The following is a 22,933-nucleotide window of genomic DNA, read 5'->3' as shown; positions in this document are numbered from 1 at the left end:
TTATTTGCCCGCCGCGTGCGCCTCGTACGCGCGGATGCGGTCCAGCTTGGCCGAATACAGGTCGTGGTCGCCGCGCGTGGTGCTGTTGGCCAGCGCCTCGACCATGTGGGCGTCCGCCTCGCCCAGGTTGCCCAGCTGGTAATTGGCCAGCGCCAGCCAGAACTGGAACTCGTGGTAGTCCGGCACCCGGGCGACCTCGCGCGCGAACAGGTCGCGCGCGCGGCGGTAGTCGCCGGCGCGCATGGCCTCCTGGCCCAGGTTGAAGTAATGGAAGGGCGGCTCGGGCTCCAGCTGCGCCAGGCGGGCGCGCAGCGTGGCCGCCTCGGCCCGCTTGTCGGGCAGGTGCTGGGCCTCCAGCGCCTGCGCCAGGTTGGACAGGACCACGGTGCTGGTGGGCGACTGCGACAGCGCGTAGCGCAGCACCTGTTCGGCCTCGGGCAGGTTGCCGTGGTGCTGGTAGACCACGGCCAGCGTGTTGTAGGCGTGCAGGAAGCCGGGATCCTGCTCGACCGCCTTGCGGGCCGACCAGTAGGCCTCGTCCAGCTTGACCTGCGACAGGAGTTCGGCTGCGCGGTTGTTCAGGTACATGGCGATGATGGTCTGCTCCTCCAGCGGCCGGGCGTTTTCGCGCGCCTTGGGCGGGACGGGGATGAAGTCCACCGTCAGCGAGTTCGACAGGTCGACGCTGTAGCCGTTGCCGTTGTCGAGGCGCTGGCGGCCCAGCGCCAGGTTGACGTGGTCGCTGGCGAAATACAGGTCGCCGGCGCGGCTCCAGCTTTCGTCGACCTCGACCTGCTGGAACTGCACCGCCAGGTGGAGCTCGCGCGCCAGCGCGGCCGTCATGATGGCCAGCGACAGGCAGTTGCCGGCGCGCGCCTCGAAGGTCTGGGCGGCGTCGCGGGTCATGGCCGAATCGTACTCGAGCTGCAGCCGGTCCTTGCGGTACAGGGCGTCGAACAGTTCGCGGCGGGGATCCTTGCGCGTCAGGCTGTGGCCGATCTCGCGGCTCAGGTAGTCGCGCATGGCGGGGCTGACCGCGAAGATGTGGGCGGTGTCGATCGGCACCGACGGCGGCTGGAACAATTGATCGTGGAATACCATCGGCGCGGCCGCGCGCGGCGTCGGACCGGCGCAGCCGCACAGCAGCGCGGCGCACAAGGCCAGGGTCCATGGTTGCATGACGAGTCTCCCTTTGCTGCGGAGCACAAGCCGGCGCCGCACCAGGCAGCGGATTCTGTGTTCCGCTTGAGGAAAGTATCCTCGGCTCCCGGGGCGATGTCAAACGGGAATTCGCGTTGGCCTCAGGCCAGCGGACGCGGCTCCACCGGCTGGCCGTCGGCGTTGAAACGCAGCGCCACCAGCACCTCGGCCACGCCGATGCTGGCCAGCGCGTCGCGCAGGTCGTCGACCTCCAGCTCGAGGTCGGCGCCCAGGTCGAGCGGCTTGTCGCCGTGGGCCAGCACGGTGGCGCCCTCGCTCAGCTGCACGCGCAGCACCATCTCGTCGTCGACGTCGAACGGGGCGATGACCGCGCTCAGCTGGTCCGGCGCGCGCGCGCCGATGGCCTGGTTCAGCGCCGACAGCAATTGCAGCGTCGCGTATTCGGACTGGCCCTGCTCGCGCGCGCCGAAGAACAGGTCCTGGTACAGGAAGTTCAGGCGCAGCGGGGCTTCGCCGCGGCCGCGGCCCAGGCAGCGCGCCACCAGCGGCGCGTATTGCCCGGTCCATTTCTGGTAGCGCGCGGCGCGCTGGGCGAAGTAGGCGTCGGCCGCCTTCTCGCTGGCCGGCACCTTGTAGAACGGATCGTCGGCGCGCTTCATGGCGAAGCCGAGCAGGAAGCGCAGCTCGACGGCGGTGTCGTCAGGGCCGAAGCCGGTGGCCGACCAGCCGGCCGCCATGCTGCGCTCCAGCGCCGGCGCGGCGGCGATCTTCTTCTCGGTCAGCGACTGCGCCGCCTCGCGCACCATGGCGTGCAGCTGGCCGTAGGTGACGCGTTCGAACTCGTCCAGGTCGTAGGCGTGGCTGACCAGCACCACCCTGGCTTTCGGGCTTTCCAGGCCGGCGTCGGTGAAGCTGTCGAGCAGGGCGTCGTAGGCGGCGCCGTCCTGGAAGTCGTGGGCCGGGTCCAGACCGCCCTGGCTGTGCACGAACACCGGGATGGCGAAGGCGTCGATCTCCATCTCGGGCGCGCCCTCGCGCCGCAGGATCACGCTGGCCGCGCCTTCCTCGATGGCGTTGCGCAGGTAGCGGTAGCCGTCGCGCGACTCGTCGCGGGCCAGCTCGACGGCGCCGTACAGCACCTCGTCCTTGCCCTGGTTGAGCAGCTTGCGCAGCAGGCGCTGGAAGTCCAGCCCCTTTTGCGCCAGCTCGGCGCGGGTGCTGTCGGCCACGATGTCATTGTTGAACTCGCCGTCGGCCAGGTCCAGCGCCAGCGCGCACAGTTCGGTGGTTTGTTGTTCGTCTTTCAGTTCCGGGGAATTGGCGGATTTGCGCGGTACGGGGCGCTTATTTTTCGGCATGTTTTTCTTATCGTTCGGTGTGGAAGGCTTCGTGCAGTTCGTCCAGCAGGTCGGCGGTTTCGTCTTCGGACAGGCCCAGGTGGCGGCAGGCCTGGTCGCCGCCTTTTTCCCACTCGTAGGACAGCTGGCGGCTGTGGAAGCGGGCGATGCCCTTTTCCGCCAGCAGCGCCAGCGCCACCAGCGAGCGCACGGCGTCGTCGGTGGCCGGATCGTCCAGCACGCGGTAGTCGTGGTGCAGCAGGATGGCCCAGGAGACGTCCGGCGACAGCCCCCAGTTGCGCGCCAGCAGGCAGCCGATGGCGGCGTGGTTGGTGCTGTAGCGGCTGTCCTCGATGACGGTGAAGGTCTGCACCGCGTCGTCGCAGGCGTCGGCGTAGGTGGCGGCGTAGTCGGTGAAGCGGTTCATCAGCAGCGGCACGCCGATGTCGCAGAACAGGCCGAAGGTGTGGGCGATGTCCGGCGGGGCGATGCGCAGCTTGCGCGAGAAGAACACCACGGCCTGGGCGCGGCGCGCCGACACTTCCCAGAACGCGTTCAGGTCGGCTTCCTTGCCCTCGATGGCCTGGCGCGCCAGCAGTCCGGTCAGCAGGGCCGCGCACTGGTTGATGCCGAGGAAATTGATGCCCTGTTCGACCGACTTGGCCTTGCGCGCGGCGCCGAAGAACGGCGAGTTGGCCAGCTTGAGCAGGGCGCCGGACATGCCGACGTCGTTGCCGATGATGCGCGCGATGCGGCGCGGCGACGGGTCGGGCTGGGCCAGCTCGCGCTGCAGGTCGACGAGCAGGCTGGGCCGGGGCGGAATACGGATGGAGCGCATCAGCGCTTCTTCCACCGCGTTTTCTACTGGCATGGCTGGGGCTGCTGCTGTCGTCATTGTCTTCTTCAGGGGGTAAGGGCGGGCGTTGCCAAGGTGATACTATAAACCAGCGCGCCGGCGCATGCCGGGCGTGCCTCACAAGATTATCGCCGCAAGCGCGGGCGGCGCGCACGAATTTCTCCCGATTTTCTGCCGGGGCCGCCATATTTTGTCGCTAAAAACCGTGGCGCGCGCCGTTTCGATAATCATTTGTCACGCCTTTCGTGAGCGTGCGGTCCAGATTGCCCTTTACAATACCCGGATGGACAAGCATCTGGCTGGTATCGATTTCAGCGCGCCCTCGGCCGAGGTGGCGCGGCGTTTGATCGGCGTCACCTTGCTGGTGGACGGGGTGGGCGGGCGCATCGTCGAGACCGAGGCCTACGACCGCACCGAGCCGGCCGCGCACTGCTACAACGGGCCGACGCCGCGCAACTTCTCGATGTTCGGCCCGCCGGGGCGCAGCTATGTGTACCGCTCGCACGGCCTGCACTGGTGCCTGAACTTCGTCTGCCGCGAGGAGGGCCACGGCGCCGGCGTGCTGATCCGGGCGCTGGAGCCGCTGGCCGGCCTGGAGCAAATGCGCGAACGGCGCGGGCTGGACGACCCGCGCCTGCTGTGCTCGGGGCCGGGGCGGCTGTGCCAGGCGCTGGGCGTCACGCGCGAGTTCAACAACCTGGCGCTGGACGCGCCGCCGTTCGCGCTGCTGGCGCCGGACGCCGGCGCGCCGGTCGAGGTGCTAGCCGGCCCGCGCATCGGCATCAGCAAAGCGGTGGAGCTGCCGTGGCGCTTCGGCCTGGCCGGCTCGCGCTTTCTGAGCAAGCCCATGCGCTGATGGCGCCTCCACCTTGAACACCGACACCGCCTGCGACAGCTGCACCGCCTGCTCCTGCAGGCTGGCCGCGGCGGCGGCGGCCTGCTCGACCAGCGCGGCGTTCTGCTGGGTCACATCGTCCATCTGACCGACCGCGTGGTTGACCTCGGCGATACCCTGGGCCTGCTCGGCGCTGGCGTCGCTGATGCGGGCGATCACCTCGTTGACCTGCTGCACCGAGGCGACGATGGCCTCCATGCGCTCGCCGGCCTGCTGCACCGAGGCGCTGCCGCTGTCGATGGTGGCCACCGAGGTGGCGATCAGCGCCTTGATCTCCTTGGCGGCGGCGGCCGAGCGCTGCGCCAGCGTGCGCACTTCGCTGGCCACCACGGCGAAGCCGCGCCCCTGCTCGCCGGCGCGGGCCGCTTCCACGGCGGCGTTCAGCGCCAGGATATTGGTCTGGAAGGAGATGCCGTCGATCACGCTGATGATGTCGACGATCTGGCGCGAGCTGGCACGGATCGAGGCCATGGTCTGCACCGCCTGGCGCACGGCGGCGCCGCCGTGCTGGGCCAGGTCGGCGGCGCCGGCCGCCAACTCGCAGGCCTGGCGCGCGCCGGCCGCGTTGTTCTGTACCGCCTTGGTCAGGCTGGCCATGGCGCTGGCGGTCTCCTCCAGCGAGCTGGCCTGCATCTCGGTGCGGGTCGACAGGTCGAGGTTGCCGCTGGCGATTTCATGCGAGGCGCAGTCGATCGCCTTGACCGAGGCCAGGATGGCGCTCAGCGTCTGGGTCAGGTTGTGCATGGTGTGGTCCAGCATGCGGGCGGTGTCGGCGATCTCGTCGCGGCCGTGGTTGCCTTGGCCGGCCGACAGCCGTCCGGCCGCCAGCGCCACCACCACGTCGGCGATGGCGCGGATGTCGCGCAGCATGGCGCCGCGCACCGCCATCGTCACGCCCAGCGACAGCGCGATCGACAGCAGCACCATCAGCGCCATGCTGTTGCCCAGCGAATGGAACTCGGCTCGCGCGCGCGCGTAGGCCTGCTCGCTGAGGCCTTTCTCCAGCGCCGACAACTGCGCCAGCTGCTCGTTGAACAGCAGGAACTGCTTCTCGCCGTGGGCCATGGCGTTGGTGGCGATGCTCTGGTCGATGCTGGCCATCTCCATGGTGTCCAGCACCGCCTTGCGGTAGGCCACCAGCGTCTGCAGCAATTGGCCGGCGATCTTGTGCTCGGCTGCGTCCTCGTCGCCAGTGGTCTGCGCCGCCAGCTGGCGCAGCTGGCCCTCGATGGTGGCGTGGCCGGCCTTGATCTGGCGCGACAATGCGTCCAGCCGGGCCTGCGAGAAGCTGCCGTTGACCCAGGCCAGCAGCTGGTAGATGTGGGCGTGGGCGTAGCGCGTCTCGCCGGTGATGTCGGCGGCCAGGCGCAGGCGGGCCGCGCGCACCTGCACCAGGTTTTCCAGCGAGGCGTTCTGGTGCACCATGCCGTAGTAGGCGGCGGCGGCCGTGACGACCAGCAGCAGCAGCACCAGGCCGGGCGCCAGCAACAGTTTGGGACCGATACGCAGTTTGTTCAGCATGATGCTCTCCCGCCGCTATTTTTTGTAGATGCCCGCTTCCAGCACGACGTCGCCGACCCGCAACACGTAGGTGGTCTTGGGTTCGATCTTGCCGCTGCCGGGGTTCTTGTACTGGTAGTCGACCCAGCCGTGGCCCTTCTTGGCGGCCACGTCGATGATCTCGCGCCGGTATTTCTTGCCGCTGGCGTCGGGCACGTCGGTCAGGTCCTTGCCGACGATGGAGGGGTTGAACGGGTGCGCCAGCACCACGCCGGTGGCCAGGTCGCGCAGGTCGACGTACAGCGAACCCTGCACGAACTCGGGATCCTTGGCGGCCACCTTTTTCATCAGCTCCTCCTTGCCGTGGGCCTTGAGGTAGGCGGCGCCCTTTTCCACCATGGCGACGGCGTCTTTCTCGGTGGGCTCGGCGGCGCCGGCGGTGGTGTGCAACAGCGTGGCGGCGACAGCGGCCAGCAGGGCGGTCAGTCTCATGGCGGTTCCTTGTGTGGGGGAGGAGGAGGGACTTGCTCCCACGAACTGTACGCCGCTGCCGGCGCCGGGAATTGCGCTGCCGCAAGTTCTGGCCGTGTGGCAATTTTGCACGCGCTCTGCGTCAACGGAAAATGTCTTTCCGTATGTCACTTGATTTTCGGCAATCGCGTTTTTGGCGGGCGGCCTAGCATGCAGTTTCCGTCCTCCCCTTTTATTGCGATAGGAACCAGCGATGACCTCTACTCCGATAGCTTCCTGGAACAGCGCCGGCGCCCAGGCGCCCAAGTTCAAGCCCTTCATCCGCCAGACCATCTCCCATTCCCGCCAGTGGGAATTGCTCACGCCCGACCTGCAGGAAGCGGTGCAGGTGGTGTCGCACGTGCTGCCGTTCCGTACCAACGAATACGTGATGGACCACCTGATCGACTGGAGCAACATCCCGGACGATCCGATCTTCCGCCTGACCTTCCCGCACCGCGACATGCTGGCGCCGGACGACTACGCCCAGCTGCGCGAGCTGGTGCTGGGCCGCGCCAACCAGCAGGCGCTGACCGAGCTGGTACGGCGCATCCGCCTGCGCATGAATCCCCATCCGGCCGGGCAGATGACGCACAATGTGCCGCGCGTGAACGACGCGCCGCTCAAGGGCCTGCAGCACAAGTACAAGGAGACGGTGCTGTTCTTCCCCAGCGCCGGCCAGACCTGCCACGCCTACTGCACCTTCTGCTTCCGCTGGCCGCAGTTCGTCGGCATGGACGACATGAAGTTCGACGCCAAGGAATCGCACCAGCTGGCCGACTACCTGCGCCTGCACCCCGAGGTGACGGACGTGCTGATCACCGGCGGCGATCCGCTGATCATGAACACCCGCTCGCTGGAGGCCTACATCGAGCCGCTGCTGGCGCCGGACCTGGCGCACATCCAGAACATCCGCATCGGCACCAAGTCGGTGGCGTACTGGCCGCAGCGCTTCGTCACCGACCGCGACGCCGACGACCTGCTGCGCCTGTTCGAGCGCGTGGTCGACAGCGGCAAGAACATGGCCATCATGGGCCACTACAACCACGCGGTGGAGCTGCGCCCGGAGATCGCGCAGCAGGCGGTCAAGCGCATCGTCGGCACCGGCGCCACCTTGCGCATGCAGGGGCCGCTGATCCGCCACATCAACGAGGACCCGCGCAGCTGGGCCGAACTGTGGCAAACCGGCGTGCGGCTGGGCGCCATCCCGTACTACATGTTCGTCGAGCGCGACACCGGCCCGCGCGAGTACTTCCAGCTGCCGCTGGCGCGCGCGCACGAGATCTTCCAGCAGGCCTACCAGATGGTGTCCGGCCTGTCGCGCACCGTGCGCGGGCCGTCGATGAGCGCCTTCCCCGGCAAGGTGGTGATCGACGGCGTCGTCAACATCGGCGGCGAGAAGGTGTTCGCGCTGCAGTTCCTGCAGGCCCGCAATCCGGACTGGGTGCGCAAGCCGTTCTACGCCAGGTTCGATCCCAACGCGACCTGGATGGACGACCTGAAGCCGGCCTTCGGCAAGGACAAGTTCTTCTTCGAGGAGGAGGGCGGCAGCCGCAGCGAGTACGGCGCCGAGCCACCGGGCCACCGCAAAGTGATCCCGCTGATCGCGGCGCGCCAGGACGACGGCCAGCGCGGCGGCGCGGCGGCCGGCTGCGGCGCCCACAATTCGGCGTAGGTGGCGCCATGTCCGGCCGCGCGGTGTTTGTGCTGGTGTTCCTGCCGTTCGCGCTGGGCCACTATCTATCGAGTTTGATCCGTACCGTGAACGCGACGCTGGCGCCGCAGCTCATGGCGGCGCTGGCGCTGACTCCCGGCCAGCTTGGCCTGCTGACCAGCGCCTTCTTCCTGGCGTTCGCGCTGGCGCAGCTGCCGGTCGGCATGGCGCTGGACCGTTGGGGCCCGGCGCGGGTGCAGCCGCCGATGCTGCTGCTGGCGGCATTGGGCGCGCTGGCCTTTTCGGGCGGCCGCGATTTCGCCGAGCTGCTGGTGGCGCGCGCGCTGATCGGACTGGGACTGGGCGGCTGCTTCATGTCGGCGGTGAAGGCGGTATCGACCTGGATCGCGCCGGCGCGGCTGCCGTCGGTGCAGGGCTACCTGATCGCGGCCGGAGGACTGGGCGCGGCGTCGGCCACGCTGCCGGTGCGGCTGGCGCTGCACTACACCGACTGGCGCGGCCTGTTCGTGGGACTGGCGGCGGCTGCGGCCTGCCTGGCGCTGCTGATATGGCTGGTGGCGCCCTCCGCGCCGCCCGCGTCGGCGTCATCGTCGCCGTCGCCGTCGTCGGCGGCGCGGCCGGCCAGCCTGGCGGTGCTGCGCGAGGTGTTCAGGCATCCGGCCTTCCGCGAGGTGGCGCAGCTGGTCATGGTGCCGCACATGGTGTTCTTCGGCATACAGGGCCTGTGGATCAGCCGCTGGCTGAGCGACGTCGCCGGCTTTTCCGAGGCGGCGGTGACCTATCTGCTGTACCTGGGCATGGCGGCGGTGATCTTCGGCGCCATCGCGGTCGGCATGATCACCGAGTGGGCCGGGCGGCGCGGCGTGGCGCCGATCAGCGTGGCGGCGGCCGGTGTGGCGCTGTTCATCGCGGTGCAGCTGGGCTTTGTGCTGAACTGGGCGCCCAGCTTCCAGCTGCTGTCGGTGGTGTTCACGCTGGTGGGCACGGTGACCGGCATCGAATACGCGATCGTCGCGCAAAGCCTGCCGCCGTCGCTGACGGGACGCGGCGCCACTTTCCTGAACCTGTTGATCTTCCTGGGCGCGTTCGCGATGCAGGCCGGCTTCGGGCTGGTGCTGGGCTGCTGGCGGCCCGACGCCCTGCAGCACTATCCGGCGCAGGCCTACCAGGTGGCGTTCGGGGTGCTGGTGCTGCTGCAGTTGCGGGGACTGGTCCTGTTCGCGCGGCGGCGCTGGGGTACGGCGGCGCAATCCGGTAGAATCGACTATCCATCCGGGAATCCCGCAACCAGCCCTCCGATCACACGATGACTTCTCCACCCACCCCATTTGCTTCCCTGCCAGCCGCGTGGCGGGACTGGATCATGGAAAACCTGGCGCGCGCCTGCAATCCGCTGGACATGGCCAACAGCATGGCCGCCTCCGGCCAGCACAGCATGGCGGTGGCGCGCGCCGCCATCGACGAGGCGCTGGCGCTGCGCGCCGCGGAAGGGCAGGCGCCGGCGGCCAGCGTGTTCGTGGCGCCGCAGCAGATGCCCTACATCGACCTGGAACGCAACCTGATCGCGGTGCAGGACCGCATGGTGGAAGTGCTGTTCGTGCTGAAGCAGCCGCAGATCATCCTGTTGGGGAATGTGCTCAGCGACGAGGAGTGCGACGCCATCGTCGCCCACTGCGGCACGCGCTACACCCGCTCCACCGTCACCGGCGAGGCCGACGGCGCCAGCGTGGTGCACGAGGGCCGCACCAGCGAGATGGCCTTCATCCAGCGCGGCGAGGCCGAGGTGGCCGAGCGCATCGAGCAGCGGCTGGCGGAGCTGGCGCACTGGCCGGCCGAATGCGGCGAGCCGTTCCAGCTGCAGAAGTACGGCGTCACGCAGGAGTACCGTCCGCACTACGACTGGCTGGACCCGGACAGCAGCGGCCATCGCAGCCACCTGGCGCGCGGCGGCCAGCGGCTGGCCACCTTCATCCTGTACCTGAGCGACGTGGAGCAGGGCGGCGGCACGGTGTTCCCCGGCCTGGGGCTGGAGGTGTATCCGAAGAAGGGCAGCGCGCTGTGGTTCCTCAACACCGACGTCAATCATCAACCGGACAAGCAGACCTTGCACGGCGGCGCGCCGGTGGTCAGCGGCACCAAGATCATCGCCAACAAATGGCTCAGGCAGGGGCGCTACGGTTAGAATGGCGGGCTTGGACCCACCGCTTTTAACCTAGGAACCCCATGAGACTTGTTCGTTACGGCCGTCCCGGCAAAGAGAAACCAGGCCTGATCGATGACGAAGGCAAGCTGCGCGACCTGTCCGGCGTGATCGCCGACATCGACGCGGCGCAGCTGGCGCCCAAGGCGCTGCGCAAGCTGGAAAAGATCCCGCACGCCTCGCTGCCGCTGGTGCGCGGCAATCCGCGCTACGGCGTGCCGGTCGCGCGCGTCGGCAAATTCATCGGCATCGGCCTCAATTACTCGGACCACGCGGCCGAATCGGGCATGCCGATCCCGAAGGAACCCATCGTCTTCATGAAGGCGATCTCCTGCCTGTCCGGCCCGGACGATCCCATCATGCTGCCGCAAGGCTCGAAGAAGACCGACTGGGAAGTGGAACTCGGCGTGGTGATCGGCACGCGCGCGCAGTACGTCAGCGAGGAGGACGCGCTCAAATACGTGGCCGGCTATTGCGTGGTCAACGACGTGTCTGAGCGTTCGTTCCAGCTGGAGCGCGGCCCGCAGTGGGACAAGGGCAAGGGTTGCGACACCTTCGGCCCGGTCGGCCCGTGGCTGGTGACGCCGGAGGACATCTACGACGTGCAGAAGCTGGACCTGTACCTGGAGCTGAACGGCAAGCGCATGCAGACCGGCTGCACCGACACCATGATTTTCTCGGTGGCGCAGATCGTCAGCTATCTGTCGAAGTTCATGACTTTGGAACCGGGCGACGTGATCGCCACCGGCACGCCGCCGGGCGTGGGCCAGGGCCGCAAGCCGCAGCGCTTCCTCAAGAAGGGCGACGTCCTGCGGCTGGGCATCGCCGGACTGGGCGAGCAGCAGCAGGACGTCATCGCCTGGCAGGCGCCGAAGTAATCACGTTGCACTGGTCAGCGCGCGGGTCAGCGCGTCGGCCAGGCGGCTGGTGATCTCCGCCAGTTCGGCCTCGGTGGCGATGAACGGCGGCGCAAGCAGGATATGGTCGCCGTGCAGGCCATCGATGGTGCCGCCCATCGGATAGACCATCAGGCCGCGCGACATGGCCTGCTCCTTCACCGCCGCGTGCAGCTGGCAGGCCGGATCGAAGGGCCGCTTGCTATCGCGGTCGCGCACCAGCTCCAATGCCAGCAGCATGCCGCGTCCGCGGATGTCGCCCACATGCGGATGGCTGCCGAAAGCGTCGCGCAGCATGCGGCGGAAGGCCGCGCCGCGCACCGTGACGGCGCCCAGCAAACAATCCCTCTGTATCACCTTCTGCACCGCCAGCGCGGCCGCCGCGGCCACCGGATGGCCCATGTAGGTATGGCCGTGCAGGAAGGCGCCGCTGCCGTCGCGCAGCTGGCGCACGATGTGGTCGCGCGCCAGCACCGCGCCGATCGGCTGGTAGCCGGCGCCCAGGCCTTTGCCCAGCACCACCAGGTCCGGCACCACGCCGTCCTGTTCGAACGCGTACAGCGTGCCGGTGCGGCCCATGCCGCACATGACTTCATCGAGGATCAGCAAAATGCCGTACTGGTCGCACAGCTTGCGCACGCCACGGAAGTAGCCGGGCGTGGGCGGCACGGCGCCGCCGGTGGCGCCTACCACGGTCTCGGCGACGAAGCCGATGATGTTCTGCGGGCCGTTTTCCAGAATGGTCGCCTCCAGTTCGGCCAGCAGGGCGGCGGTGTAGTCCTCGGTGCTCTGGCCGTCGGCGCGGCCGCGGTACTCGTTGCAGGCCGAGACGCGCGGCACCTCCATCAGCAACGGCTCGAACGGACGGCGGCGCCACTCATTGCCGCCGATGGCCAGCGCGCCCAGCGTGTTGCCGTGGTAGCTCTGGCGGCGGCCGATGAACACACTGCGATCGGGCTGGCCGGCTTCGAGCCAGTACTGGCGCGCCAGCTTGAGCGCGGTCTCCATCGCCTCCGAGCCGCCCGAGACCAGGTAGACGTGATCGAGGTCGCCGGGAGCGTCGTTGGCCAGACGGGTGGCCAGTTCCTCGGCGGCGTCGCAGGTGAAGAATGCGGTGTGGGCGTAGGCGTTGCGGTCGATCTGCGCGTGCATGGCGGCCAGCACGTCGGGATGTCCGTGGCCGAGCGAGGAGACGGCGGCGCCGCCGCTGGCGTCGAGATAGCTGCGGCCCTGGCTGTCGCGCACAGTCAGGCCGGAGGCGCTGACGGCCAGCGGCGGGGTGCGGCGCAGGTTGCGGTGGATGATGTGGCTCATGGCGTCCTTTCAATCGGGGTGACGAAGAGCAGACGATAGCCGTGATCGGCTTGTGTTCCATTGATCTATGCCGCACCATGAGCGAATATTGTTTAAGGATGCTGACCATGGATGACCGTTTGGGACCTATACCGTTTGCCAACATGAGCGCCGCCCAGCAGGTGGCGGCGCAGGCCGTGATCGACGGACCGAGAGGAGCCTTGTACGGGCCCTTCGTGCCGTTGATCCGCAGCCCGGAACTGATGGCGGCGGCGCAGCGCATGGGCGAGTACCTGCGCTACCGCAGCGCGATCGGCACGCGGCTGACGGAGCTGGCGATCCTGGTGACGGCGCGGCAGTGGAGCCAGCAGGTGGAATGGGCGATCCACGAGCCGATCGCGCGCCAGTACGGCATCGCCGACGAGGTGGTGGCGGCGGTGGCGGCGCGTCGGCGGCCCGAGGGCATGGCGGCCGACGAGGCGCTGGTGCACGACTTCTGCATCCAGCTGCATCAGCGGCAGCGGGTCGACGACGAGACCTACGCGGCGGCGCTGGCGGCCTTCGGCGAGCACGGGGTGGTGGACCTGATGGGCATCAACGGCTACTACACCTTCCTGGCGATGGTGATGAACGCGGCGCGGACGGCGGTGCCGGCGTCCGCCGCCACGCCGCTGCCGGATTGACGATCAAAGAGATACCGATGAATCAACTGAGAGAATATTTTTTGCGCCTGCAAGCGGCGCTGCCCGCGGACGGACCTGGCTTCAGCGCGCTGGTGGTGCGCGACGGCGAGGTGGCGTTCGAGCTGCATCACGGCCTGGCGTCGCTGGAGCTGGAGGTACCGTTGTCGGCGCGGTCGGCGTACTATCTGGCGTCGGAGTCCAAGCAGTTCACGGCGGCGGCCGTGCTGGCGCTGGTGCGCGCCGGGAAGATAGGCCTGGATGACGACGTGTGCGCGCTGCTGCCGGAGCTGGCCGGCTTCGAGCAGCCGTTCGCCTTGCGCAGCCTGCTCAATCACAGCAGCGGGATCCCGGACTATTTCCAGTTCCTGCGCTGCCAGCCGGGCAGGCACGAGGCGGACTATTTCAACAACGCGGACATCCTGCGCGTCATCGCGCGCATGGACACGCTCGATGGCGGCGCCGGGCATCGCTACAGCAACAGCAATTACATCCTGCTGGCGGCGCTGATCGAGCGCCTGAGCGGCATGCCGGCCGCGCGCTATCTGCGCGAGACGCTGCTGCTACCGCTGGGGATCACGCGCATGGGCTTCGACGACGACCGCCAGAACGTGCTGCCGCACCGGGTGTGCAGCTACGAGGCCGATCCGCAGCGGCCGGGCGGCTACCGCCAGCATTTGGGCAATGCCAACACGGTGGGCGACGGCGGTGTGTACGCCAGCACGCAGGAGTTGGTGCTGTGGGAACGCGCGTGGCACCGGCAGTGGGCCGATCCGGACAGCCTGCTGCATGCGATGCTGCAGCCATCGCCGCTGGCCGACGGCACGGTGCCAGATTACCGCTTCGGGCTGGAGTGGGTGCGGCGCCAGGAACACGACGTGGTGTTCCACGGCGGCTGCCTGTGGGGCTTCAATACGCTGGTGCTGCGCTTGCCGCAGTTGCGCGTGTCGGTGATCCAGCTGGCCAATTCCGACCGCGCACAGCCGGAACTGGAGCCGCTGGTGGCGGCTGCGCTGGCTTAGGCCAGGACCTTTTTCAGCCAGGCGCTGATGTGGTCCACTTCTTCCTGGCACAGCGAGTGCTGCATCGCGTAGTCGTGCCATTCGACGTTGTAGCCGAGCTGCTTGAGCAGGTCGCGCGACTGTTCGGCGCGGGCCACCGGAATCACCGGGTCCATGCGGCCGTGGACCATGAAGATCGGTGTGGCCAGGCTCGCTTGCGTGTGCTCGGCGGCGGCCTTGGCGGCGATCGGCACGTAGCCCGATAAGCACATCAGGCCAGCCAGCTTTTCTTGCAGGCGCATGCCGGTCTGCAGCGTCATCGCGCAGCCCTGCGAGAAGCCGGCCAGGATGATGCGCTCGGCCGGGATGCCACGCGCCTTCTCGCGCTCGATCAGCGCTTCCACCTTGGCTTGCGAGGCGCGCAGGCCGGCTTCGTCTTCCTGGCGGCCCAGGTCGCTGGCAACGATGTCGTACCAGGCCCGCATCACGTAGCCGTTGTTGATGGTCACCGGCATGGTGTCGGCGTTGGGGAAGATGAAGCGGATCGGCGGCAGGCCGCGCAGGTCCAGTTCGTGCAGCATGGGCACGAAGTCGTTGGCGTCGGCGCCCAGGCCGTGCATCCAGATGATGGCCACGCTCGGGTTGGCGCCGGTTTCTTTTTCGATGGTTTGCAGCAGGGTGCTCATGAGCGTCCTCAGGGTTGGGGGCGTTGCGCGGATTTGGGGCGGAAGGCCTTGCACACGGCCGGATCGGTTTCCATGTAGGGGCCGCCGATCAGGTCGACGCAATACGGCACGGCGGCGAAGATGCCGCCTACCAGCGTGGCGCCGGCCGCGTCCTTCAGGCCGCCCAGCGTTTCGGCGATGGCCTTGGGCTGGCCCGGCAAATTGAGCACCAGCGCGGCGTGGTCGGCGGTCTCGCGGATCACGGCGGTCTGGCGCGAGAGGATGGCGGTCGGCACGAAATGCAGGCTGATCTGGCGCATCTGCTCGCCGAAGCCCGGCATTTCCTTGGTGCCGATGGCCAGCGTGGCCTCGGGCGTGACGTCGCGCCGCGCCGGGCCGGTGCCGCCGGTGGTCAGCACCAGGTGGCAGCGGGCCACGTCGACCAGCTCGGTCAGCGTGGCTTCGATCTGCGCGCGTTCGTCGGCGATCAGGCGGGTTTCAACACGGTAGGGAGTGGTGAGCGCGCGCGCCAGCCAGTCTTGCAGCGCGGGCAGGCCGAGGTCCTGGTAGACGCCGCCGCTGGCGCGGTCGGACACCGATACCAGGCCGATGACCAGGGTGTCGGAATTACTCGTCATCGGACTCGCTGTCTTGCTCATCGTCGGCGGAGGCGGCGGCAGGCTTGTTCTTGCCCGCTTCGATCTGCTTGAGGATCTGGAAGATCTCGCGATAGGCCTTCGGCGGCTTGTTCTCGGCCTGTTCCTTGCGGGCGTTGCGGATCAGCGTGCGCAGGTGCTGCACGTCCAGTTCCGGGTTTTCCGCCAGCAGCGTGGTGAGCGCCTTGTCGTCGGTGAGCAGCTTGTCGCGGCGGCGCTCGAGCGCGTGCATGGCGGCCGTCTCGGACTTGGAGGCGCCTTTCCACGAATCGATGGCTTGCTGGATCACGGCCACTTCGGTCTCGTCCAGGGTGCGCATTTTCTTGCCGACGAATTGCAGCGCGCGGCGCCGGCCTTCGTGGTTGGTGATCTGCTGGCACTCGAGGATGGCGTCGCGCACGTCCTCGGGCATCGGCACGCGCTTGACGCGGTCACGGGGCGATTCGACCAGGGTCTCGCCCATTTTCTGCAGGGCGTCGGACTGGCGCTTGAGTTCGGATTTGGAAGGACGTTCGTACTCTTGCTCGAATTCGGTGGAGCTGAAGCCCACGCCGCCGCTGCCGCGATTGGGATTTACCATAATATTAACTTTCTGTCAGGCGCGTGGCCGCACCTGTAAACTGTAAACGACTGCTATGATACCTGTTTTAGCGCCCACCCGAAGATTACAGCCCATGAGCGATACCCATTTCACCCACACCCAGGACCAGTTGAAGCAGCTCGCACGCGACGTGCTGGCGTTTGCCAAGGCGCAAGGCGGCACCGATTGCGCCGTCGAAATCAGCGAGGGCAGCGGCCTGTCGGTGTCGGTACGCAAGAGCAAGATCGAGACCATCGAGCAAAACAAGGACAAGGGCATGGGGGTGACGGTGTTCATCGGCCAGCGCCGCGGCAACGCCAGCACCTCGGACTTTTCCCCCGCCGCGCTGAAGGCGACGGTGGAGGCGGCCTACAACATCGCCCGCTTCACCTCGGACGACGATTGCGCCGGCCTGGCCGACGCCGACCAGCTGGAAATGGCGCCGCGCGACCTGAAGCTGTTCTATCCGTGGGACATCAGCACCGCCGACGCGGTGGCGCTGGCCCAGCGCGCCGAGGCGGCCGGTTTCGCGGTCGATCCGCGCGTGACCAACTCCGAGGGCGCTGGTGTGCACGTACAGCAGTCGCACTTCGTGGCGGCCAATTCGCGCGGCTTCATCGGCGGCTATCCGTACTCGCGCCACACGCTGTCGGTGGCCATGATCGCCGGCAAGGGCGCGAAGATGCAGCGCGACGACTGGTACACCTCGGTGCGCGACGCCAACAAGATGTCGGCGCCGGAAGCGATCGGCCGTTACGCGGCCGAGCGCGCGCTGGCGCGCCTGAACGCGCGCACCATCGACACCCGCACCTGCCCGGTGCTGTTCGAGGCGCCGCTGGCGGCCGGCCTGCTGGGCGCCTTCGTGCAGGCGACCTCGGGCGGTTCGCTGTACCGCAAGTCCAGCTTCCTGCTGGATTCGCTGGGCAAGCAGGTGCTGCCGAAGCACATCCAGATTAAGGAAGACCCGCATGTGATCGGCGGCGTCGGCTCGGCGCCGTTCGACGAGGAAGGCGTGCGCACCGTCAAGCGCGACGTGGTCAAGGATGGCGTGGTGCAGGGCTATTTCCTGTCGACCTATTCGGCGCGCAAGCTGGGCATGAAGACCACCGGCAACGCCGGCGGCTCGCACAACCTGTCGCTGACCTCGTCGCTGACCAAGAAGGGCGACGACTTCGCCGCCATGCTGCGCAAGATGGGCACCGGCCTGCTGGTGACCGAGCTGATGGGGCAGGGCACCAACTACGTGACCGGCGACTATTCGCGCGGCGCGTCGGGCTATTGGGTGGAGAACGGCGTGATCCAGTATCCGGTGGAGGAGATCACCATCGCCGGCAACATGAAGGACATGCTGGCGCAGATCGTCGCGGTGGGCGCCGATGTGCTGGTGCGCGGCACCAAGCAGACCGGCTCCATCCTGATCGAGAACATGGTGGTGGCGGGCGGCTGAGTCTACTCGCGCTTGCACAAGGTGCTCGACGGCAGGCCGCAGGTGATCAGGCGGCCGACGTCGGGGTTGGTCAGGTAGTTCAGGTGGGCGTAGTCCGGGCGTTCCAGCAGGCCGAAGTAGGTCGGCGCGTTGGAGGCCAGGATGTTGTAGACCACCACCCCTTCGCCGGCGTATCTGTCCGCCGGCAAGGTGTACGACAGTAAATCATTGGGATCGGTGAAGGCCACCAGTGTCAGGCGCTGGGCCGCCACCGCGCGCTTGCCGGGCAGGCGCTTTTGCAGCAGACGTTGCAGGCTGTCCGGGCCGGCCGCGGCCAGCGTCGCAGCGCCGATCTGCTGGTCCGCCAGCGACAGCAGCGGAATCTGGTTGGCCGCCATCACCAGCAGGCGCAGGCGGTCCACGGCGCGCTGCGCCACCAGCGCCGCCGGCGAACCGGGCGTTTCCTCCGACATGCGCAGCAGGGTGTCGAACAGGATCTTGCTGCCCATGCTATGCGAGATCACCACCAGCGGCACCTCGGGCGAGGTCTCGCTTGTCCCTATCACTTGCAGGATTGCGTCGCGCATGCGGCGCTGGATGTCGTCGCGCGCCACGCCCTGGTAGACCAGCGCGTCTGGCAGGCAGTCGTCGATCAGGCCGTCCTTGAAGCGGGCGTTGAGCCGCGCGCGTGTCGCCGTGAACGGCGGCGCGCCCTCGCAGATGGACGACTTGCCGGTCTGGTCGTAGCACAGCTGGCGCTTGAGCGGCGTGGTCAGCGGCGACCAGATCAGCGCGTCGAAGCGCAGCTTGCCGGCCGAGGTGGCCACGTTGGATGAGACGATCTGGATCTGCGGCCCGCCAGTGCCTGCCGCGCGCGCGGACGTGGGACTGGTGGCGGCCGTGATCGGCAGCATCAGTTGCGACACGACCACGCCGGCCCAGCTGGTGTCGTGGGTGCAGATGCCGTGCACCAGCAGCACATCGGCGGACTTGCCGCCGGCGCGGGCGGCCAGGTCGATCAGGCCGGGGAAGGTGGTGTTGGCGTCGAGCGGCTGCGGCGGACGGTAGGGTGTGGAGCAGGCGCACAGCGTCAGCACAATCAGCAACAGTGCGCGGCGTATTTGAGTCAGGGTATTCATGCTGAACCTCCAATGGCGGCGCGCGAATGCGCCGATGAGGTCCAGTGTATTTTTCCCTGCGGCGGCGACCTTGTCGCGCCGCAGGGAAGAGCTCAGCTTACTGCTGTGCGACCAGCGATTGCAGCACCGGCTGCAGGACGGCCTTGCCCAGTTCGGCGCTGCGGGCGCCGTTCCAGCCGGTTTCCGGATCCGGATCGTTGGCGTTGTCCTTGAACGGCATCTCCAAGGTCAGCGACAGGCAGCCGAAGGCGTGGGTGATGTGCGGCGAACCCATCGTCAACGTCTCGTCGGTGTACGGGGTTTCGCCGTAGCCGTGCTCGTCCTGGAAGTCCGGGCTGGCGATCAGGAAATTGTCGATGAAGTATTGCTGCGCTTCGGCCTGGTCCGGCGTGAAGTTCGGCAGCGATTCGCTGCCCGCCACGAACACGTAAGGCAGGCCTTCGTCGCCGTGGATGTCCAGGCACAGGTCGCAGCCCACTTCCAGCATCTTGTTCTTGACCAGGAACACTTCGGGGCTGCGTTCCATGGTCGGGTTCAACCACTCGCGGTTGAGGTTGGCGCCGGCCGCGTTGGTGCGCAGGTTGCCGCGCACCGAGCCGTCCGGGTTCATGTTCGGCACCACGTAGAACACCGCTTCCTTCAGGCACTGGCGGCCGAAGGGATTGGCCGGGTCCAGCAGCGCCTCGACCATGCCTTCGACAAACCATTCCGCCATCGTCTCGCCGGGATGCTGGCGCGCGATGACCCAGACCTTTTGATCCGCTTCCGGATCGCCGATCACCAGCATGTTCAGGTCGCGGCCGTCGATGGTGCTGCCCAGGTCGACCAGCTTGACCAGCGGCGACAGTTGCGCGTTGTCCAGCAGCGACAGGTGGCGTTCCCACGAGTACGGCTCGAAGTAGGCGTAGTAGACGCTGTCGTATTCCGGCGTGTGGTTGATGGTCATGACCTTGCCGTCATAGGTGGTCGGCACGCGGAACCAGTTGTCGCGGTCGTAGCTGGCGACGGCCTGGTAATCCTTCCAGCCGTCCGGATAGGCGGCGCTGCCGGCGTTCAGGAAGCGCAGCGACAGCGGCGTGGACTGCGCGCCCTGCACGCGGAAATAAAACCATTGGGTGATGTCCGCGTGGGAGTCCTTGCGGATGTTCAGGTCGATAGCGGCCGGATCGTCGGCACGCAGGACCTCGATGGCGCCGGCGTCGAATTGCTGGCTGATTTTGATAGACATGGCTGAATCCCGGTAAATTCTATGTAAGAAGTTTGTTTGCGCTTGTGGCGCAGTGGCGACATGATACAGGGTCTGGAGCCCGGCGCTAAGCCAGCCCGCCGAAGCGGTCGAAGAAGGCGGGCTCGGCGGCGGGGGCGGCGGCGTCCTCGCGGCGCAGCGTGGTGTCGATGTGTTGCTCGGCCGCCGCGAACACGGCCAGGTAGATGGCGCGCGTAAGCTCGTAGGCCAGCGCGCCCGGCCACGGCGTCGGCAGCAGCTCGACCGGCAACTGCGGATCGTGCAGCTGCACCCGGCGGTAGGCGTGGATCAGCAAGGTGCGGATCACGTAGGCTTGCTGCGGCGCCAGTCCGCCGTCCGCCGCGGCCGCCTGCACCGCCGCCAACAACGGCCCGAACTGCGAGATGAAATGCTGGTAAGCCTGCGCCACGCCGCTCAAATCCCAGCCCGCCGCCACCAGCTCGCTCAACGGCCGGCCGCTGACCTGGCGCATGGCCTTGCCCTGCACCACGTACAGCTTGCCGTCCACCCCCAGCCGCTTCAGCAGCTCGTCGAGCGCCGGGCCGTCGGCCGCCGGATGGCCCATGATGCCGGGCGCGATCACGCTATATCCTTCCCACAGCAACTCCTTGCGCACCGCGCTGCGTTCGGCCGCATTGAGTGCACCATCGCCGTTCAGTATCAAGGTCCAGCTGCCGTCCCAGTGCACATTGAGCGGCGCGTAGATGCGGCGGTAGGCGTGCACGAAGCGCGCCATCGCCGGCGCCGTGATCGCGTATGAACTGCGCCGCCCGTCCCGCTGCGCGCCCAGCCAGCCCTCCTGCGCCAGCCGGAACACCGCCGTGCGCAGCAGCCGGTCGTTGACGCCGAACGGCGCCAGCAGCTCGATCAGGCTGCCTAGCCACACCATCCCTCCGTGCGGCACGATGGCATCGCCGAAAATGGTCACCACCAGCGATTTCGAGCGGGGCGGGTCGCTGGCCAAAAATCCGGCTATCCAGTCGTTGCAATTCATGGGCGAACTTCTCTTTCTATACACACAGACAAGAGTTTACTTTGCCTGACCATCGGCGCAGCATTTATTTCACGTGTCTTTCCAATGGGATACTGATTTGTGATTTGAGTCAAAAAAAACGTAGTCAAAGCAAAATATGTATCGTATTATTGCCCATCAGCGATGAGGAGACAGCGATGTATGCACAAATGGTGGAGACGGGCCTGAGCACGGTCCGCACGGCGGACGACATGGCCGCCGACGAGCGCGCCTTCCAGGCCCGCATCGACGAAGGCGTGAAGATCGAGGCCAAGGACTGGATGCCGGACGCCTACCGCAAGACCCTGATCCGGCAGATTTCCCAGCACGCGCACTCGGAAATCGTCGGTCAACTGCCCGAGGGTAACTGGGTCACGCGCGCGCCTACCCTGAAACGCAAGTCCATCCTGCTGGCCAAGATCCAGGACGAGGCCGGCCACGGCCTGTACCTGTACAGCGCCGCCGAAACGCTGGGCGTGTCGCGGGACGAACTGCTGGCCGCCCTGCACAGCGGCAAGGCCAAATACTCCAGCATCTTCAACTACCCGACCCTGTCGTGGGCCGACATGGGCGCGATCGGCTGGCTGGTCGACGGCTCGGCCATCATCAACCAGATCCCGCTGTGCCGCTGCTCCTACGGCCCGTATGCGCGCGCCATGATCCGCGTCTGCAAGGAGGAATCCTTCCACGCCCGCCAGGGTTACGACATCATGATGTCGCTGGCGAAGGGCACGCCCGAACAGAAGGCCATGGCGCAGGATGCGCTCAACCGCTGGTGGTGGCCGTCGCTGATGATGTTCGGCCCATCCGACGCGGAATCGGTCAACAGCGCGCAATCGGCGCAGTGGCGCATCAAGCTGTTCTCCAACGATGAACTGCGCCAGCGCATGGTCGACCAGACCGTCCCGCAAGCGGAGTACCTGGGCCTGACCATCCCCGACCCCGATTTGAAATTCAACGCCGACACCGGCCACTACGAATTCGGCGCCATCGACTGGAGCGAATTCCACAACGTCTTGAAGGGCAACGGCCCGTGCAACCGCGAGCGCCTGCGCACCCGCGTCAAGGCCTGGGAGGACGGCGCCTGGTTCCGCGAAGCGCTGGTGGCACACGCCGATAAACACGCCGCCGCCAAGGCAGCATAAGGAGATCAAGATGAGCAAAGAATGGCCACTGTGGGAAGTCTTCATCCGCAGCCAGCATGGGCTGGCGCACAAGCACGTCGGCAGCCTGCACGCGCCGGACGCCGAGATGGCGGTCAACAACGCGCGCGATGTCTACACCCGCCGCAATGAAGGCGTGAGCATCTGGGTGGTGCGCGCGGCCGACATCGTCGCCAGCAGCCCAGGCGACAAAGGCGCGCTGTTCGAGCCGTCCAACAGCAAGGTGTATCGCCATCCGACCTTCTTCCCGATGCCGGAAGAAGTCAAGAACCTGTAAGCGGAGTCCAACGTGCAGACCAAAGTAAATTACCTGCTGCGCCTGGGCGACAATGCCCTGATCCTGAGCCAGCAACTGTGCCAGTTGTGCGGCAAGGGTCCGGCGCTGGAAGAGGACATGGCGCTCACCAACGTGGCGCTGGACCTGCTGGGCCAGACCCGCCTGTGGTACGAGTACGCGGGCGAGCTGGAAGGCGCAGGCCGCGACGAGGACAAGCTGGCCTACCACCGCGACGCACACGATTTCAAGAACTGCCTGCTGCTGGAACAACCGAACGGCAACTACGCCGACACCATGGTGCGCCAGTTCTTCTTCGACGCCTGGCACTACTTCCTGATCGTCGGCCTGACGCGCAGCAGCGACGCGCGCATCGCCGCCATCGCCGAGAAATCGCTGAAGGAAGTGACCTACCATCTGCGCCGCAGCGGCGACTTGATCGTGCGCCTGGGTGACGGCACGGACGTCAGCCACGCCAAGACGCAGGCCGCTGTCAACGACCTGTGGATGTACAGCGGCGAGGTGTTCGCGTACGACGCGGTCGATGAGGCGATGGTGGCCGAAGGCGTGGCCCCCGCCGCCGCCGACCTGCGCGCGCAATGGCTGGCGCACGTGGCCGAGATCTTCGCCGAAGCCACGCTGACCATGCCGCCGGCCGACGCCTGGATGCAAAGCGGCGGCAAGCAAGGCCGCCACAGCGAGCACCTGGGCTACATCCTGGCCGAGATGCAGTTCCTGCAGCGCGCCTATCCCGGCGCCACCTGGTAA

At 67.3% G+C, this 22,933-nt stretch carries 23 protein-coding genes; 11 read left to right on the top strand and 12 right to left on the bottom strand.

The features are described from left to right. The 3 genes from ACUJB0_RS29895 to ACUJB0_RS29885 form a co-directional block, all read right to left on the bottom strand. On the bottom strand, positions 1–1,179 hold the full coding sequence (locus tag ACUJB0_RS29895) for a tetratricopeptide repeat protein (RefSeq protein ID WP_444848440.1): 1,179 nt from the start codon (positions 1,177–1,179) through the stop codon (positions 1–3). Between the two features lie 122 nt (positions 1,180–1,301). Further along, positions 1,302–2,519 (bottom strand): DUF2863 family protein, encoded by a 1,218-nt coding sequence (locus ACUJB0_RS29890; RefSeq protein WP_444848439.1) that lies wholly within the window; start codon positions 2,517–2,519, stop codon positions 1,302–1,304. A gap of 7 nt (positions 2,520–2,526) precedes the next feature. Then, the gene (locus tag ACUJB0_RS29885) at positions 2,527–3,393 is read right to left on the bottom strand and encodes an HDOD domain-containing protein (RefSeq protein ID WP_444848438.1); all 867 of its coding nucleotides are present in this window, start codon (positions 3,391–3,393) and stop codon (positions 2,527–2,529) included. A 244-nt stretch (positions 3,394–3,637) separates the two neighbouring features. On the opposite strand from ACUJB0_RS29885, the gene ACUJB0_RS29880 reads away from it, so the two are divergent. Beyond that, the gene (locus tag ACUJB0_RS29880) at positions 3,638–4,210 is read left to right on the top strand and encodes a DNA-3-methyladenine glycosylase (protein WP_444848437.1); all 573 of its coding nucleotides are present in this window, start codon (positions 3,638–3,640) and stop codon (positions 4,208–4,210) included. On the opposite strand, the gene ACUJB0_RS29875 is transcribed toward ACUJB0_RS29880, so the two are convergent. Both ACUJB0_RS29875 and ACUJB0_RS29870 read right to left on the bottom strand, forming a co-directional pair. Beyond that, positions 4,115–5,770 (bottom strand): methyl-accepting chemotaxis protein, encoded by a 1,656-nt coding sequence (locus tag ACUJB0_RS29875; protein WP_444848436.1) that lies wholly within the window; start codon positions 5,768–5,770, stop codon positions 4,115–4,117. The genes ACUJB0_RS29880 and ACUJB0_RS29875 overlap by 96 nt on opposite strands. Positions 5,771–5,785: 15 nt before the next feature. Then, complete coding sequence (locus tag ACUJB0_RS29870) at positions 5,786–6,241, bottom strand: cache domain-containing protein (RefSeq protein WP_444848435.1); 456 nt, start codon at positions 6,239–6,241, stop codon at positions 5,786–5,788. 232 nt (positions 6,242–6,473) lie between these two features. Here ACUJB0_RS29870 and ACUJB0_RS29865 point away from each other — a divergent pair, with 232 nt between their 5' ends. The 4 genes from ACUJB0_RS29865 to ACUJB0_RS29850 are packed head-to-tail and all read left to right on the top strand — an operon-like array spanning position 6,474 to position 11,012. Then, positions 6,474–7,934 carry a KamA family radical SAM protein gene (locus tag ACUJB0_RS29865; RefSeq protein WP_444848434.1) on the top strand — a complete coding sequence of 487 codons (1,461 nt, stop codon included), beginning with the start codon at positions 6,474–6,476 and terminating at the stop codon, positions 7,932–7,934. 8 nt (positions 7,935–7,942) lie between these two features. After that, positions 7,943–9,244 carry an MFS transporter gene (locus tag ACUJB0_RS29860; protein WP_444848433.1) on the top strand — a complete coding sequence of 434 codons (1,302 nt, stop codon included), beginning with the start codon at positions 7,943–7,945 and terminating at the stop codon, positions 9,242–9,244. Between the two features lie 53 nt (positions 9,245–9,297). Continuing rightward, entirely contained in the window at positions 9,298–10,116 is an 819-nt protein-coding gene (locus tag ACUJB0_RS29855) for a 2OG-Fe(II) oxygenase (protein ID WP_117013901.1), read from the top strand. A 41-nt stretch (positions 10,117–10,157) separates the two neighbouring features. Then, complete coding sequence (locus ACUJB0_RS29850; RefSeq protein WP_444848432.1) at positions 10,158–11,012, top strand: fumarylacetoacetate hydrolase family protein; 855 nt, start codon at positions 10,158–10,160, stop codon at positions 11,010–11,012. On the opposite strand, the gene ACUJB0_RS29845 is transcribed toward ACUJB0_RS29850, so the two are convergent. After that, on the bottom strand, positions 11,013–12,344 hold the full coding sequence (locus ACUJB0_RS29845) for an aspartate aminotransferase family protein (protein ID WP_444848431.1): 1,332 nt from the start codon (positions 12,342–12,344) through the stop codon (positions 11,013–11,015). Positions 12,345–12,451: 107 nt separating this feature from the next. On the opposite strand from ACUJB0_RS29845, the gene ACUJB0_RS29840 reads away from it, so the two are divergent. Then, positions 12,452–13,006: a carboxymuconolactone decarboxylase family protein gene (locus tag ACUJB0_RS29840; RefSeq protein ID WP_444848430.1), complete on the top strand. Its 555-nt coding sequence runs from the start codon at positions 12,452–12,454 to the stop codon at positions 13,004–13,006. A 17-nt stretch (positions 13,007–13,023) separates the two neighbouring features. After that, complete coding sequence (locus ACUJB0_RS29835; protein WP_444848429.1) at positions 13,024–14,025, top strand: serine hydrolase domain-containing protein; 1,002 nt, start codon at positions 13,024–13,026, stop codon at positions 14,023–14,025. On the opposite strand, the gene ACUJB0_RS29830 is transcribed toward ACUJB0_RS29835, so the two are convergent. From ACUJB0_RS29830 to yjgA, 3 genes are read right to left on the bottom strand one after another with little or no spacing between them, the layout of a single operon-like run. Then, positions 14,022–14,690 (bottom strand): alpha/beta hydrolase, encoded by a 669-nt coding sequence (locus ACUJB0_RS29830; RefSeq protein WP_444848428.1) that lies wholly within the window; start codon positions 14,688–14,690, stop codon positions 14,022–14,024. The two genes, ACUJB0_RS29835 and ACUJB0_RS29830, sit on opposite strands and share 4 nt — an antisense overlap. 8 nt (positions 14,691–14,698) lie before the next feature. Beyond that, a complete protein-coding gene (mog, locus tag ACUJB0_RS29825; protein ID WP_444848427.1) occupies positions 14,699–15,307 on the bottom strand; it encodes a molybdopterin adenylyltransferase in 609 nt (202 codons plus the stop codon). Further along, positions 15,297–15,905 carry a ribosome biogenesis factor YjgA gene (gene yjgA, locus ACUJB0_RS29820; protein ID WP_444848426.1) on the bottom strand — a complete coding sequence of 203 codons (609 nt, stop codon included), beginning with the start codon at positions 15,903–15,905 and terminating at the stop codon, positions 15,297–15,299. Before yjgA ends, mog begins: the two co-directional genes overlap by 11 nt. Positions 15,906–15,999: 94 nt before the next feature. Between yjgA and pmbA the strand changes: the two genes are divergently transcribed. Then, on the top strand, positions 16,000–17,352 hold the full coding sequence (pmbA, locus tag ACUJB0_RS29815; protein ID WP_444848425.1) for a metalloprotease PmbA: 1,353 nt from the start codon (positions 16,000–16,002) through the stop codon (positions 17,350–17,352). 2 nt (positions 17,353–17,354) lie between these two features. Here the strand turns inward: pmbA and ACUJB0_RS29810 are convergent, their stop codons facing one another. The 3 genes from ACUJB0_RS29810 to paaX all read right to left on the bottom strand — a co-directional run bounded on the left by ACUJB0_RS29810 (position 17,355) and on the right by paaX (position 20,710). Then, entirely contained in the window at positions 17,355–18,470 is a 1,116-nt protein-coding gene (locus ACUJB0_RS29810; protein WP_444848424.1) for a hypothetical protein, read from the bottom strand. A gap of 97 nt (positions 18,471–18,567) precedes the next feature. Next, positions 18,568–19,698, bottom strand: a complete 1,131-nt coding sequence (locus ACUJB0_RS29805; RefSeq protein ID WP_444848423.1) for a M14 family metallopeptidase — start codon at positions 19,696–19,698, stop codon at positions 18,568–18,570. An 85-nt stretch (positions 19,699–19,783) separates the two neighbouring features. Beyond that, entirely contained in the window at positions 19,784–20,710 is a 927-nt protein-coding gene (paaX, locus tag ACUJB0_RS29800; RefSeq protein WP_444848422.1) for a phenylacetic acid degradation operon negative regulatory protein PaaX, read from the bottom strand. Positions 20,711–20,886: 176 nt separating this feature from the next. Between paaX and paaA the strand changes: the two genes are divergently transcribed. Genes paaA through paaC form a run of 3 tightly spaced genes read left to right on the top strand, consistent with a single transcriptional unit; the run spans position 20,887 to position 22,933 of the window. Then, the gene (gene paaA / locus ACUJB0_RS29795; RefSeq protein ID WP_444848421.1) at positions 20,887–21,873 is read left to right on the top strand and encodes a 1,2-phenylacetyl-CoA epoxidase subunit PaaA; all 987 of its coding nucleotides are present in this window, start codon (positions 20,887–20,889) and stop codon (positions 21,871–21,873) included. A gap of 10 nt (positions 21,874–21,883) precedes the next feature. Continuing rightward, positions 21,884–22,168 (top strand): 1,2-phenylacetyl-CoA epoxidase subunit PaaB, encoded by a 285-nt coding sequence (gene paaB / locus ACUJB0_RS29790; protein WP_020701068.1) that lies wholly within the window; start codon positions 21,884–21,886, stop codon positions 22,166–22,168. 12 nt (positions 22,169–22,180) lie between these two features. After that, positions 22,181–22,933 (top strand): 1,2-phenylacetyl-CoA epoxidase subunit PaaC, encoded by a 753-nt coding sequence (gene paaC / locus ACUJB0_RS29785; protein WP_176360573.1) that lies wholly within the window; start codon positions 22,181–22,183, stop codon positions 22,931–22,933.

Source organism: Duganella caerulea (genome assembly GCF_040362985.1).
GTDB classification, from domain to species: domain Bacteria; phylum Pseudomonadota; class Gammaproteobacteria; order Burkholderiales; family Burkholderiaceae_D; genus Rugamonas; species Rugamonas vulcania.
This window is presented reverse-complemented; position numbering and strand designations above follow the sequence as displayed.